The following is a 14,334-nucleotide window of genomic DNA, read 5'->3' on the forward strand; positions in this document are numbered from 1 at the left end:
TATGCTTGCTCGCAATTGCGAGCTGACTATGACGCGGGATCCTACTGGAGGCGGCGCACCGCCGCACTGATCCTTTCGTCAGTGGCCGTCATGGCGATACGGACATGTCGCTTACCTGCTGGTCCGTAGAAATCGCCTGGTGCGACCAAAATGCCGATTTCGGAGAGTTTGCTTACCTGATCCCAGGCGTTCTCTCCGTTGGACGCCCAGAGGTACAGTCCGGCCGTCGAGTGATCGACGCGCCAGCCCGCCTGTTCGAGCGCCGGACGCAGCCGGGCACGACGGGCGGCGTAGAGCTCGCGCTGCGCGTCGGCGTGCTCGTCGTCGCCCAGCGCGGCCGTCATCGCGGCCTGCACGGGACCGGGCATCAGCATGCCCGCGTGCTTGCGCACGTGCAGCAACCGGCCCACCAGAGCGGGGTCGCCCGTGACGAACGCCGCCCGGTATCCGGCCAGGTTGGACCGTTTGGACAGCGAGTGCACCGCGAGCAGCCCCTCGTGGGAGCCGCCGCAGACGTCGGGATGCAGGATGGAGACCGGTTGTTCTTCCCAGCCGAGCTCGAGGTAGCACTCGTCGGAGGCGACCACCGTGCCGCGCTCGCGCGCCCAGGCCACCACCTTGCGCAGGTGCTCGGGCGGCAGCACCCGGCCCGTGGGGTTGCCCGGGGAGTTGACCCAGACCAGGTCGACGTGCTGGGGACCGAGTGCCAGCAGGCCGTCGGCCGCCGTCGCCGCCGCTCCGGCCAGCCGGGCCCCCACGTCGTAGGTGGGATAGGCCAGCTCGGGGAAGACGACCCGCTTGGCACCGAGATAGGTCGGCAGCCAGGCGACGAACTCCTTGGACCCGAGCAGCGGCAGCACGTCGCGCGCGTCGACCGTGACGCCGTGCCTGCGGCGCAGCCAGCCCGCCGCGGCCTCCCGCAACTCCGCGGTGCCGTGGGTCAGCGGATAGCCGGGGCTGTCCGCTGACCCGCACAGCGCGCTCTGGACCAGGCCCGGCACCGGATCGACGGGCGTGCCGACCGAGAGGTCGACGATGCCCTCGGGATGCGCGCGGGCGCGCTCCTTGTACGGCTCCAGCCGGTCCCACGGGAAGTCAGGCAGGGTGTTCACGAGGCTCCAGGATCTCGGTGGTGCGGCGGGACTCGACGCGCGCCGGAACTCGGCCGGTCGCGTCTTCCCGAGACGGCGCCCGGGAAGACCCGCGGGTGGGCGGCCCCGAAGGGCGGCCCACGCCCTGCGAAGGCTAGTGGCCCTCGCCCTGCGGGGGCAGCGCGGCCACGACCGGGTGGTCCTTCTCGATCTTGCCGACCTTGGAGGCGCCACCGGGCGAGCCGAGGTCCTCGAAGAAGTCGACGTTGGCCCGGTAGTACTCCTTCCACTGCTCAGGAAGGTCGTCCTCGTAGAAAATGGCCTCGACGGGGCACACTGGCTCGCACGCGCCGCAGTCCACGCACTCGTCGGGGTGAATGTAAAGCATGCGCTCGCCCTCGTAGATGCAGTCGACGGGGCACTCCTCGATGCACGCCTTGTCCAGGACGTCCACGCAAGGCTGCGCGATGACGTAGGTCACCTCGAGCTCCTTCTTCTCCGCCACCATGGCATGTCTCTGACCGCGGTTTGCTACGCCCTAGTATTGCCGTGCTTGCCAACTGGCCGGAACGGAGGGTGGCAAACTCGTGGCCGGTCGCTTCGTGATCAGCATCACAGCAGCCGACGTGGGGACGCGAATCACCACGCGCAGACGCGATCCGGCGGGTTTCCGCGACACGGTGGGCGTCCTCGAATCGTGGGCCGACGGAGTGCTCAAAGTTCGTAAAAGAGACGGCACGCTGGTGGAGATCCCCGAAGAGTCGCTGGTGGCGGCCCGAGTCGTTCCCGCCGCGCCTCCTCGACCTGGAGCTTCGTAACCGTAAGTATTCAGTCTGTGACCGTACGTACCTGCGCCGCTGCCGCAGCCATCCTCGTCAGCGCCGGATGCGGCGCGTCGACGACCACAGAGACCAAGCCGTTGCCTCCGGTCAACGCCAACGCCGACTCCATGAAAGCGGGCTTCGGCAGCCTGGAGCGGCTCGCCGAGGCCGCCAAGCAGGAGGGCGAGCTCAACGTCATCGCCCTGCCGCGTGACTGGGTCAACTACGGCGAGCTCATCGACACCTTCGCCGAGAAGTACGGCATCAAGGTGAACGAGTTCGAGCCGAACGCCAGCAGCCAGCGCGAGATCGACGCCGCCGGGCGGCTGAAGCCCGACGTGTTCGACCTGACCCTGGACGTGGCGGTGGCCAACGCCGGCAAGTTCGCCCCGTACAAGGTGCAGGGCTGGCAGGACCTGCCCGACGACGTCAAGGACACGTCCGGCGCCTGGTACGCCGCCTACGGCAGCTACATGTCGATCGGCTACGACCCGCGCACGGTGTCCGCGCCCGCCTCCTTCGCCGACCTGGCCAAGCCCGGGTACGTGGTGGCGCTCGACGGCGACCCGCTGCGGTCCATGGCCGCCTTCGAGGGCGTGATGGCGGCCTCGCTGCTGCACGGCGCGCCGCGCCCGCAGCGCGGGGTGGAGTTGTTCCGCAAGCTGAAGCGGGAGGGGCGGCTCACCGAGCCGGCCAAGGCCAACGTCGTCGTCGGCTGGGACCACCTCAACGCCATCCGCAGCGCCCATGACCCCGAGGCGTGGAAGGTGACGATCCCGAAGGACGCGCCGCTCGGCGCTTACCACGTCCAGGCGATCAGCAAGCACGCGCCGCATCCCGCCGCCGCCCGGCTCTGGCAGGAGTTCGTCTTCTCCGACGAAGGCCAGAACCTCCTCCAGAAGGGGTTCGCCCGGCCCGCTCGTGGCGAGGCCATGCTCACGCGGGGCACGCTCGACACCCATCAGGCGGCCCGGCTGCCCGCGGCCCCCGGACCGCCCATCCTGCTCACGATCCCGCAGACGGACGCCGGCAAGTCCTACCTGAAGAAGGAATGGACAAAGAGCGGCGGATGAGACCGATGTGACTTGGTATGTCATAGAGACTTTCAGCCTCTAAAGTGAATGGACAGCACGGCCACGGGGGCCCGATGTCTGACGAAGAGAGCTGATCGTCTTGCGCTATGACACACCGAGCTTGGAGCGGTGGAGCAGTCGCGCCTACGACGGCAGCTTCGGCTACGTCTCCACCCAGGGCGCTCCCCTCGTCGACCTGCTCGACCCGCAGCCGGGGGAGCGCGTGCTGGACCTCGGCTGCGGCACCGGCGTACAGACCGCCCAGATCGCCTCCCGCGGGGCCCGCGTGCTCGGCATCGACGGGTCCTCCGCGATGATCGAGAAGGCCCTCGCCCAGTATCCGGGCATCGACTTCATCGTCGGCGACGGCCACGACTTCACCGTGGCGCAGGCCTACGACGCCGTCTTCTCCAACGCCGCGCTGCACTGGATGAGCCGCGAACCCGGCGCGGTCATCGCCAGCGTGCGCGAGGCGCTCACGCCAGGCGGGAGATTCGTCGCCGAGATGGGCGGGGCCGGCAACTGCGCCGAGCTGACAGCCGCCATGCTCACGGCCTGGCGCGAGTACGGCCTGCGCGAACCCGACCTGCCCTGGTACTTCCCCACGCCCGCCGACTACGCCCAGCGCCTGGAACGCGAGGGCTTCGTCGTGCGGCTGCTCGAATACTTCGACCGCCCCACGCCCCTCGACGAGTGCCCCGGCGGAGCCGCCGACTGGGTGCGCATGTTCGCGTCCTCGGTACTCGAAGGGCTGCCGCCGGATATCGTCGAACCCCTGCTCCGGCGGGTCAACGAGCTGGCGGCGCCGGCGCTGCGCAGGGAGACCGGCTGGATGGCCGACTATGTACGCCTGCGCTTCGCGGCCGTACGGCGTTGATGCGTCGTCCATGATGCGTAGTGCCGTTTTGCCGGACTATGGTCTGTTCCGTGGGCGGCGAGAGTATGGCTGCACCGCTTCGGCGGAGTGAGGGGCTGGTGAACGGAACGGGATGAATTTCTGCCTGAGCGACCTCGTACCACCGTTGAGGTGGAGCGACGCGTCCACGATCACGCTTCTCACCGGTCAGCCGGACCTCCCGGACGCCTGGTGGCGCAGCCTGCCCCTCCCGCTGGTCCTCGCGGCGATCGCCCCGGAGTCGCTGGCCGAGCTCCTCACGGAGATCACGCTGGAGCACTGGCCCGCCGCCTCCGTGGGTGACGTCCTGCCCGCGCTGCACGTGCTCGATCCGGATGAGGCCGACGAGCCGCAGGTCGCGATCGCCCTCGACCGGGCGGGCTCCTGGGCCGGGCTGCTCGCCCTGACGGGCAGGGAGCTGGTCGACCAGCCGTTCATCCAGGCGCGCCCCGTGCTCACCACGCTGTTCTCCTCGGTCCTGGTACGACTCGCCCCCGCCCGTCCCACGGCCGTCTCCACGCCCGCCGAGGCGCCCGGCGCCGAGGTCGTGGTTCTCGAACCGGCCACCGACGACTCCCAGCCGGTGCTCGACGCCGACGCCGAGCCCCTGACCGAGGACGCCTCCGAGCCGCAGCTCGCGGTCGACGCGGATGTGCCCTCGGCCGACTCCTCGGGCCCGCTGCGCCCCCGGGTCCTCGACGGCCCTCCCCGAGACCCCTCCCCCGGCGGCGCGTCCCCGGCCGACGGCCTCGCCGACGTCTTCCGTCCCCGCTTCCGGGCCGTCGACCCACATGGCCGGCCCGCCGAGGACGCGGCCGAACCAGCCGACTCCCCCGGCCTGTCCCTGGCCGAACCCCCGGCTTCCACCCCGGCCGCCTCGCCGTCCGACCAGGCCGCCTCGCCGTCCGGTACGGACTCCGACGACGCCCAACCGGGCCAGCGGGTCGCCGACGAAGCCGCCCAGGCACACAGCCGGTCCGTCGACGCGGCGGAAGCGGCGAACTTGGCGGAGGCGGCGAACTCGGCCGCAGCGGCGCGTCGGCAGGCTGACTCCGCGGACGAGGCCGTCGAAGCGCACCGCGCGGGTCACGGCGAATCCCAGTCCCGCGAACCGGAGCTCGCCGACGGCCACGACGGCTCGGAGGCGTACGCCGCTGACGCGGAACACGCGGAGGTAGCCGACGCGAACCCCGCCGACGCGAACCCCGCCGACTCGGACCGGGCGAATGCGGCCGGCCCGCAGGCCGACGCCGGTGACGCTGACCGTGCCGACGCGGCTGACTCGCCGGTGAGGGCGGCCATCGCCGAGGCCGACGCGGATGACCCGTCGGCGGAGGCGGGCCTCGCCGAGGGCGGCCCGGATCACCCGTCGGCGGAAGTGGACATCGCCGAGGCCCACCGGGGCGCCGGTGACCCGCGGGGGCGGGGTGTCGGCGCGGACGGTTCGGCGGTGCTGGGCCGGGACGAGGATGTCGACGGCGCTGGGAGCGGGCGTGACGGTGAGAAGGGGCCATCCGGTGACGGAGGGGACCTGGCCGAGCTGATCGAGACGGCGTTCGCCGGTCTGGACGACAAGAGCTGGGCCGTCGCGCAGAACAGGGTGTTCACCGATGAGCCGTCGGCGGTGGACCAGCTGGCCAAGCTGTTCGCCGTGCCCCCCGCCGAGATCGCCGCGACCGAGACGCGGCTGAGAGCGCAGCTCGACCAGTGGCTGGCCAGCGACGAGGCGGCCCCGTACCGGGCGCACCTGGACGAGCTGCGCAGGTCGATCGGCCCGGCCGCGCCCAAGGAGCGGCTGATCGGAGCGGCGCCGTGGCACGCGAAGGAGATCCGCGCGCTGGAGGTGCCCGCCTGGCAGTTCGTGCTGGCGACCCTGCCGGCCCGTACGCACCCGGACGACGAGCCAGGGGCCCGGCCCGATAAGCCGGGGGCGCTGTCTGAGGCGGCGGGGATGCGGCCCGAGGTGCCGTCCGCGTTCGCCCGGCCGGCTCCGGCCAACGGGGCTCCGTCTCCTGCGCCGCTGTTCCAGGCGTTCGCGCCGGCCACGCCCGCTGAGGCCCACCCGGTGGAGGCCCACCCCGTGGAGGCCCGCGTGGAGGCCAACGGAGGGTCGGGCGAGCAGGCGGCGAAGCCGTACCAGCCGTTGAAGGACGTCTCGCAGACGCGGCGCTGCTTCCGCCAGCCGGACGGGCGGTGGTGGCTGCGGATCGACGTCACGGCCGAGCAACTGGCCGGAGGCGAGTGCGCGCTGCCCACCGGCTTCGCGGCCTACCTGGGCCTGTCGCCCGGTGAGACCCGGTCGGTCCGGAGCGCGGCGGGCGCGCTGACCATGACGTGGCACGGCAGGCCGGTGCTGGAGTCGATCGAGCGGCTGCTCGTCGACGTGGGCGCGAAGGAGGGCGGTCACCTGTTCCTCACGCTGTCGGACGAGGGGGTGCTGCGGGCCAGGCACCTGCCGGTCGCCGCGCAGAGCGCCGAGAAGATCACCAGGGCGCTCCGCCTGGTCGGCTACACCGCGCCGGGCGGCACCAAGGACCAGGCCGCCAGAGTGATCGCCACCAGGATCGGCATGACCGGCCCGGTGGCCCTGCCCGACCTGTTCACCAGGCTCCGCGAGCGCGGGGACCGCGACCTGCTCGTTCTGCTGGACTGAGCCGTGCCGCGGCTCGCGATCGGCCCGGAGTTCCCCCGGGAGCTCAGCGCACTGGCCCCGCCGGTGCGCAGGGACGCCGTGGTCGCGCTGCGCCGCTTCCTGCTGAACGTCACGGGAGGTCCGCATCCCGAGCGGGTCAGGGGCGCCCGGGACGCCCGGATCGCGACCCTGCGGCTCGCCGAGGGGCTCCGTGGCGTCGTGGTGCGCGAGCGGGACGTCTACTGGCTGCTCACACTGCTGCCCGACCCGGACGCCTGGTCGTACGCGCGGCGCCGTCGCTACGGGATCAACCCGGTGATCGGGGTGGTCGAGGAGTGGGACGCCGAGGCGCTGGAGCGGGTGGAGCCCGCGCTGCGCAGGTCGGCGGGCGCCTCGCGGCTGTTCGACCCGATCTGTGACGGCGACCTGCTCGCCCTCGGCATCGACGTGCGGGCGTTACGGCTGGTACGGCTCATCACCACCGAGGCCGATGTGGAGGCGCTCGAACCACTTCTCCCGGTCACCCAGCACGCTCCGCTGGCGGTGCTGGCACGCGGCGGCTCGCTCTCCGACGCCTGGCGGGAGCTGGACGGTCACCGCCCCTACGACGGCGACCCGGGGCCGATCGACGGCGAGGACTTCCACGCGGCGCTGCGCCGCAGCCCGGACCGGGCGGTGTTCGTCACCGACAAGCTGGAGCTGGAACGGGTCCTGGAGTCGCCGGCGTGGTGCACGTTCCTGTATCCGCAGCAGCACCGGCTGGCCCGCGCCGCCCGCTACGACAATCCGGTGCTGGTCATCGGCGGAGCGGGCACCGGCAAGACGCTCCTGGCCCTGCATCGGGCCGCCCACCTGGCCACGCACGGCAAGGGGCCGGTACTGCTGGTGACCTACTCGCAGAGCCTCGGCGAGGAGCTGTCCACCAGGCTCGACAGGCTGCTCGTCGACGAGGTGCCGCGTAAGCGGGTCGAGGTGGACAACGCCGAGCGGCTGGCGATGCGGATCGTGGGCCAGGCCGAGGGCCGACGGCCCGTCCTCGTCGGCCCCGGCGCCCGGACCCTGGCCGAGCTGACCGACGAGGCGCTGCGGCTGCTGTCGAGGGCGACGGGAGATCTGCTCGACGATGTGGAGCCGGGGCACAAGCCGTACCGTCACATCATCGTGGACGAGGCGCAGGACATCAGCCCGGCGCAGTGGCGGCTGCTGCGCGCGGCGGTGCCGCGCGCGCACGACGACCTGTTCATCGTGGGCGATCCGCACCAGCGGGTCACCGACACGCGCGTGGCGCTCGGCGCCGTGGGCATCCCCGCCGCCCTGCACTCGCTGTGGGTCTCCCGCAGGCTGCCGCAGGAGCTCCTCTCGTTCGGCGTCCGGCTGCGTGGCGGCGGGCCGGCTGACGGTCTGGTCAAGGGCGTGTCCGGCCTGTACGGCTTCCGCGCCACGCGCAACGGCGAGCACCCGCTGATCCGGGTCTACGACTCGCCCGAGGCGGAGCTGGCCGGGCTGGCCGAGACGGTCGCGTCCTGGCTGGAGGAGGGCGTGCCCGCAGGGCAGATCGCCGTGGGAGCCCGCACGCCGCAACTGGTGCGGGCTGCCAGGCGGGCGCTCGCGGAGGCCGAGGTCCGGGTGTCGACGTTCCAGAATCTGAAGGGACTCGAATTCGAGCGCGTCGCCCTCATCGGCGTGGCGGAGGGTATCGTGCCCGAGACGCCACCCGATGATCCCGGCGCCCGCGCGCGACTCCTGCAGCGGGAGCGGGGCATGCTGTACGTCGCCTGCACGCGAGCCCGCTCGATGCTCTACATATCCCATTCGGGAAGAGGTAGCCCCTTTCTGTAGCTCTGATCACATACTCTGAACTGCGGATATCTTCCCTTCGCCGGTTGGACCTCAATGAACCTCAGCCTGAGTGACCTCGCGCCACCCCTGCGCTGGACCTCCCCTGGGCAGATCGCGCCGATCGCGGAGGATCCCCAGCTGCCCGAGGCCTGGTGGCAGGCGATCCCACTCGACCGCGCGTGCGCCATCGTGGGCGCCCAGGCCGTGGCCGGCCGTCTCGCCGATCTCGCGGTCACCTGCTGGGGCCATCTGCTGCTCGGCGACATCCTGCCGCTGCTGCGTTTCTCCAACCCGGCCGAGGCCGAGCGGGCGCCCGAGACCCTGGGCAAGGACGTGGTGCAGAAGCTGTTCGGCGGGGTGTTCGAGCGGCTGCTGGAGCCGGTGCCCGAGCCCGCGCCGGCCCGCCCGGACAAGCCGCTGCCCGACCTGGTCGACGGGCTGTTCGCGGCGCTGGACGAGCGGCAGCGGGCGATCGCGCGCGACCGGCTCTACGCGGTGCAGCGGGCCACGCTCGACGAGCTGGCGCAGCGCTTCTCCGTGACGCGGGAGCGGATCAGGCAGATCGAGCGCGACCTGCGCGACCACGTGGAGGCCTGGCTGGGCGGACCGGAGGCCACCGCCCTGGTCGCGCACGTCACGTGGCTGCGGGGCCGGCTCGGCTCGGCGGTGCCCGCCGACGACCTGGCGGCGGCGGTGCCGTGGCATCGCGCCGAGCTGCGCACGCTGGGCATCCCGGCCTGGCGGTTCGTGCGCACGCTGCTGACCGGCTACGAGCAGGCCGACGGCTGGCTGATCGCGGGCGGGGCCGAGGAGCTGCGCGAGAAGACGCGCCAGCTGTTCGCCGACGGGCCCCGGCCGCTCGGCGAGGCCGTGTCCATGGTCACGCAGCTCGGCATCCGCGAGGACGTGGCCGAGCGGTGGATCGCGTCGGTGCCGCAGCTTCGGGTGCTCGACCAGCACGTGGTGCCGTGGCCGCGCAGCATCAACGAGAAGGCCGAGGCGGTGCTGCTGGTGGCCGGTCGCCCGCTGTCGCCCGAGGAGATCCAGGAGCGCATCGGCGAGGACTACAGCCTGGTCGGCATCCGCAACCAGCTCACCGCCGACGGGCGCTTCCACCGGGTCGACCGCAACAAGTACGGTCTGACCAAGTGGGGTGGCGACGAGTACCTGGGCATCAGGGAAATGATCGCCAGGGAGATCGAGCGGGCCGGCGGCGAGGCCTCGGTCAGCACCATCGTCACCAACCTGACCTCCCGCTACGACGTGAGCGAGAGCTCGGTCCGGGCGTACTCGGGCGGGCCGGGGTTCGAGCGGACCCAGCGCGGATGGATCCGGGTGGCGGGCACCTCCCCCACCGGGGAGGCGGAGCCGTACCAGCCGCGTAAGGACGTGTCGGAGACCCGGCGCAGCTTCCGCAGCCGCGACGGGCGCTGGTGGCACCGGGTGGACGTCAACGCCGAGCACCTGCGCGGCTCGGGCTCGCCGCTGCCCACGGGGTTCGCGGCCTACCTGGGCATGGCGCCCGGTGGCCAGCTCACCGCCTCGACGCCGTCCGGCGACGTGGTGATCAGCTGGCACAACCAGCCGACGATGGGCTCGATCCGCAACGTGCTGGCCGACTTCAAGGCCAGTGAGGGCGACCACGTGTTCCTGACCGTCTCCGACGGCGGCGAACTGCTGACGCGCTACCTGCCGGCCGCTCCGGCGGGGATGCCGCCGCTGAACCGCGCCCTCTACCTGATCGGCTACACCGCTCCGGTGACCTCCGAGGTGGAGGGGCTGCGGCTGATCGGCGCCCGCGTCGGGCTGCCCGACGCGACTTCGCGCGACGAGGTGCTGGCCCGGCTGCGCGAGCGCGGCGACCGCGACATCGTCGGCTTCCTGGGCGGCTGACCTCCTGACCGGGCCGAGGGCTAGGCTCGGAGGATGGCGCGGATCTACGACACGAGGACCAGGCGGACCGAGGAGATCGTTCCCGCGCGGGCGCTGCGCATGTACACCTGCGGGCCGATCGTCCACCGGCCCGCCCATATCGGCGACCTGCGTTCCCACTTGCTGTCCGACCTGATCCGCCGGGTTCTGGAGCGACGGCGCGTGCGCCTGGTGGTCTGCCGCAACATCACCGACGTGGGTCTCCTCGCCGGCGACGCGGAGGCCGGTGCGGACGGGGCCCCGGCAGGGGCCGAGGGCCGTCCGGTGACGGAGGTCGCCCGCCACCACGAGGAGTCCTTCCAACGCGACACGGCCGCGCTGAACCTCCGGCCGCCGGAGCACGCCCCCCGGGCCGGCGAGACGATCGAGCCCATGGTCGAGCTGATCGCCAAGCTCATCGAGCGGGGCCACGCCTACGCGGTCCCGGACGGCTCGGTCTTCTTCGACGCCGCGTCCTTCCCGACCTACGGCGAGATCTCCGGCAACCGGCTCGACGCCCTCAAGCCCGGTCACCGGCACGGCGACGTCGACCCGCGCAAGCGCTTCCACGCCGACTGGGCGCTGTGGAGGCCCGGTGACGGCGAGCCGACCTGGGACACCCCGTGGGGCCGCGGCCTTCCCAGCCGGCACATCGAGTGCTCGGCCATGTCGCTGCGCTTCCTCGGCGAGCGCGTCGACATCCACACCGGGGGCATCGACCTGCGCTTCCCGCACCACGAGAACGAACGCGCCCAGTCCGACTCGGCCGCCGGGCACGAGGTGGTCAAGCACTGGGTGCACGGCGAGCAGCTGCTGTTCGACGGCCGCCCGATGGCCAGGTCGACCGGCAACGTGGTGCTGTTGTCCGACGTCGTGGAGGCCGGGCTCGACCCGCTCGCCGTCCGGCTGGCGTTCATGGAGCAGCGCTACCGTCACCAGGTCAGCCTCGACTGGGACACGTTGCGGGCCGCCGACCGCACGCTGCGGCGCTGGCGGAGCCGGGTGGCCGAGTGGGCGGAGTCGCCGAGCGCGCCGATGGCCCGCGACCACGTCGAGCGCGCCGAGGCGGCCTTCGACGACGACCTCGACACCCCCGCGGCACTGCGGATCCTGCGCGAGCTCGAACACGACGAGTCGGTGCCGCCGGGCTCCAAGTTCGAGTCGTTCCTGCATCTCGACCACGTGCTGGCGCTCGACCTCTCGACCGAGATCGGCAGGGCCCCGGTGCTGCCGCCGGGCGCGGCCGAGCTCCTCGACCAGCGTGCGCGGGCCCGTGACTCCCACGACTGGCCCGTCGCCGACCGGTTGCGCGACTCGCTCGCCGAGGTCGGCGTGCTGGTGTCCGACACGCCCGACGGGCAGGTCTGGGTGCTCGGCGGACATTGACGGCCGGTCGCCGTGGCGGTGAGAGCAGTGACCGCGGACTGCCAGACTTAGGGGGCATCGCGGGAGTTTGGAGGTTTTCGTGAGGTTGAGGCCCTATGCCTGGCTGCCGTGGCCGTTGCGCTGGTTGGCACGGGTGTTGACCATCTTCCTCGCACTCGCCGTGGTGTTGGCGGGGGTGCTCGTGTACACCGTACGGCAGTCGTTCCCCCAGGTGGAGGGGACGCTTCGGCTGTCGGGGTTAAGCGGGAACGTAGAGATTTATCGCGATAAATCAGGCATCCCGCACATCTACGCGGACTCCTCCGAGGACCTGTTCATGGCGCAGGGCTTCGCGCACGCGCAGGACCGGTTCTGGGAGATGGACTTCCGGCGGCACACGACCGCCGGCCGGCTGTCGGAGCTGTTCGGCGCGGCCACCGTCGAGACCGACAAGGCGATCAGGACCATGGGCTGGCGCCAGGTGGCCGAACGCGAGCTGCCCGAGCTGAGCGCGCGCACCCGGCGCTACCTCGACTCCTACTCCAAGGGCGTGAACGCCTGGCTCCAGGCGAACCCGAACGCCTCCGACCGCAGCCTCGAATACTCCGTGCTCAAGGTGCAGAACGGCGGCTACACCCCCGAGCCGTGGACCGCGGTCGACTCGATCGCCTGGCTCAAGGCCATGGCCTGGGACCTGCGTTCCAACCTGGAGGACGAGATCGACCGCGCGCTCGCCCTCACCAAACTCCCCCGGGAACGGGTCGAGCAGCTCTACCCCGGCTACCCGTTCGACGAGCACGAGCCGATCGTCACCCAGGGGGCGATCGTCGAGGAGCGCTTCGACCAGCGGGCCAAGCCGCGGCAGGAGGAGCCTGCGACCGACGCGCGGGGCGCGGCGGCGCTGGCCCAGGCCAGGAAGACGCTCGACGCCCTGCCCGCAACGATGAGCGGCCCCGACCACGAGGGCATCGGCTCCAACTCGTGGGTGGTCTCCGGCCGCCACACGGCCAGCGGCAAGCCGCTGCTCGCCAACGACCCCCACCTGTCGGCCCAGCTCCCGTCGGTCTGGTACCAGGCGGGGCTGCACTGCAGGGAGATCACGGAGCACTGCGGCTTCGACGTCACCGGATTCACCTTCGCCGGCCTGCCCGGCGTCGTCATCGGGCACACCGACAAGATCGCCTGGGGCTTCACCAACCTGGCGCCGGACGTGGCCGACCTGTTCATGGAGCAGGTCACCGGCGACACGTACCTGTACAAGGGCGAGCAGGTCAAGCTGGAGACCAGGCGTGAGGAGATCAAGGTGGCGGGTGGCGCCACCGTCACGATCGACGTCAGAAGCACCCGGCACGGGCCGCTGATCAACGAGGTGATGGACGACGTCAAGCCGGGCGACGGGGCCAACGCGGTGGCCCTGCAGTGGACCGCGCTGATGCCCGGCCGGACCGCCGACGCGATCTTCGCGCTGAACGAGGCCGCCGACTGGCACGAGTTCAGGGCCGCGGCGGTGCTGTTCGACGTGCCCGCCCAGAACCTCGTCTACGCCGACACCGAGGGCGGCATCGGCTACCAGGCGCCCGGCTGGATCCCGGTACGCGAGAAGGGCGACGGCACCTGGCCGGTGCCCGGCTGGACCGGCGAGTACGACTGGAAGACCGCGCCGATCCCCTACGACCAGCTCCCCTCGGTCGAGAACCCCGCCGAGGGCTACATCGTCACCGCCAACAACGCGGTCATCGACCCTCGCCGCTACCAGCCGCTGCTGACCAAGGACTGGTCCTACGGCTACCGCTCGCAGCGCATCACCGACCGGCTCAAGCAGGAGATCGACAAGGGCCAGGTCGACGCGGCGACCATGTCCAGGATCCAGCAGGACAGCAACAACGGCCTGGCCACGACGCTGGTCCCCGCGCTCATGGAGGTGGAGCTGGCCGGACCGAGCGCGCGGGCCAGGGGGCTGCTGAAGGGCTGGGACGGCTCGCAGGGCCTCGACTCGGCCCCCGCCGCCTACTTCAACGCGGTCTGGCGACACCTGCTCAAGCTGACCTTCGACGACGACCTGCCGGAAGCCGCCCGGCCGAGCGGCGGCGACCGCTGGTACGAGGTGGTCAGACGGCTGCTCGCCGCCCCCGACGACCCGTTCTGGGACGACACCACAACCGAGCAGGTCACCGAGACCCGCGACGACGTCCTCCGCCAGGCGCTGGCCGACGCCTACCAGGAGGTGTCCGGGCTGCTCGGCGACGACGTCGGCTCCTGGCGCTGGGGCGACCTGCACCAGCTGTCGTTGACCCATGGCTCGCTCGGCACGTCGGGCATCGGGCCGATCGAGGCCCTGTTCAACCGGGGCCCGCTGCCGGTGCCCGGCAACAAGGACGCGGTCAACGCGACCGGCTGGAACGTGCAGAAGGGCTACGCCGTCACCGCCGTGCCGTCGATGCGGATGGTCGTCGACCTGGGCGACCTGGACAAGTCACGCTGGATCAACCTGACCGGCGCCTCCGGCCACGCCTTCCACGACAACTACTGGGACCAGGCGACGCTCTGGGCCGAGGGCGGGCTGCTGCCGATGTACTCGCGAAAGGAGTCGGTGCGCGAGGCGGCGGTGCACACGCTGCGGCTCACACCCTGACTCAATCGCTCTGATTCACCCACACTGACGCACTCGCACTGGACTCACTCACACTGACTCATCCGCACTGGACTC

At 71.7% G+C, this 14,334-nt stretch carries 10 protein-coding genes; 8 read left to right on the forward strand and 2 right to left on the reverse strand.

Annotation, left to right across the window (positions count from 1 at the left end; translation table 11 throughout):
• Positions 1-41: 41 nt before the first annotated feature.
• Both dapC and fdxA read right to left on the reverse strand, forming a co-directional pair.
• Positions 42-1,112 carry a succinyldiaminopimelate transaminase gene (gene dapC / locus AC5L3X_RS15365; RefSeq protein ID WP_494857543.1) on the reverse strand — a complete coding sequence of 357 codons (1,071 nt, stop codon included), beginning with the start codon at positions 1,110-1,112 and terminating at the stop codon, positions 42-44.
• Between the two features lie 133 nt (positions 1,113-1,245).
• Positions 1,246-1,572 (reverse strand): ferredoxin, encoded by a 327-nt coding sequence (gene fdxA / locus AC5L3X_RS15370; RefSeq protein ID WP_189124213.1) that lies wholly within the window; start codon positions 1,570-1,572, stop codon positions 1,246-1,248.
• A 145-nt stretch (positions 1,573-1,717) separates the two neighbouring features.
• Between fdxA and AC5L3X_RS15375 the strand changes: the two genes are divergently transcribed.
• The 8 genes from AC5L3X_RS15375 (at position 1,718) to AC5L3X_RS15410 (ending at position 14,259) form a co-directional block, all read left to right on the forward strand.
• Positions 1,718-1,909 (forward strand): putative acetyltransferase, encoded by a 192-nt coding sequence (locus AC5L3X_RS15375; protein ID WP_494857804.1) that lies wholly within the window; start codon positions 1,718-1,720, stop codon positions 1,907-1,909.
• A 17-nt stretch (positions 1,910-1,926) separates the two neighbouring features.
• Complete coding sequence (locus AC5L3X_RS15380; RefSeq protein ID WP_494857544.1) at positions 1,927-2,985, forward strand: ABC transporter substrate-binding protein; 1,059 nt, start codon at positions 1,927-1,929, stop codon at positions 2,983-2,985.
• A 100-nt stretch (positions 2,986-3,085) separates the two neighbouring features.
• Positions 3,086-3,862, forward strand: coding sequence for a class I SAM-dependent methyltransferase (locus AC5L3X_RS15385; RefSeq protein ID WP_189124211.1), 777 nt, complete (start codon positions 3,086-3,088; stop codon positions 3,860-3,862).
• A 112-nt stretch (positions 3,863-3,974) separates the two neighbouring features.
• Positions 3,975-6,533, forward strand: coding sequence for a hypothetical protein (locus AC5L3X_RS15390; protein WP_494857545.1), 2,559 nt, complete (start codon positions 3,975-3,977; stop codon positions 6,531-6,533).
• A 3-nt stretch (positions 6,534-6,536) separates the two neighbouring features.
• On the forward strand, positions 6,537-8,351 hold the full coding sequence (locus tag AC5L3X_RS15395) for a UvrD-helicase domain-containing protein (protein WP_189124209.1): 1,815 nt from the start codon (positions 6,537-6,539) through the stop codon (positions 8,349-8,351).
• 54 nt (positions 8,352-8,405) lie between these two features.
• Complete coding sequence (locus tag AC5L3X_RS15400) at positions 8,406-10,244, forward strand: sigma factor-like helix-turn-helix DNA-binding protein (protein WP_494857546.1); 1,839 nt, start codon at positions 8,406-8,408, stop codon at positions 10,242-10,244.
• Between the two features lie 33 nt (positions 10,245-10,277).
• The gene (locus tag AC5L3X_RS15405) at positions 10,278-11,648 is read left to right on the forward strand and encodes a CysS/YqeB C-terminal domain-containing protein (protein ID WP_494857547.1); all 1,371 of its coding nucleotides are present in this window, start codon (positions 10,278-10,280) and stop codon (positions 11,646-11,648) included.
• A 79-nt stretch (positions 11,649-11,727) separates the two neighbouring features.
• Positions 11,728-14,259 carry a penicillin acylase family protein gene (locus tag AC5L3X_RS15410; RefSeq protein WP_494857548.1) on the forward strand — a complete coding sequence of 844 codons (2,532 nt, stop codon included), beginning with the start codon at positions 11,728-11,730 and terminating at the stop codon, positions 14,257-14,259.
• The last annotated feature ends 75 nt before the right edge of the window (positions 14,260-14,334 follow it).

Source organism: Nonomuraea sp. CX421, from assembly GCF_059358955.1.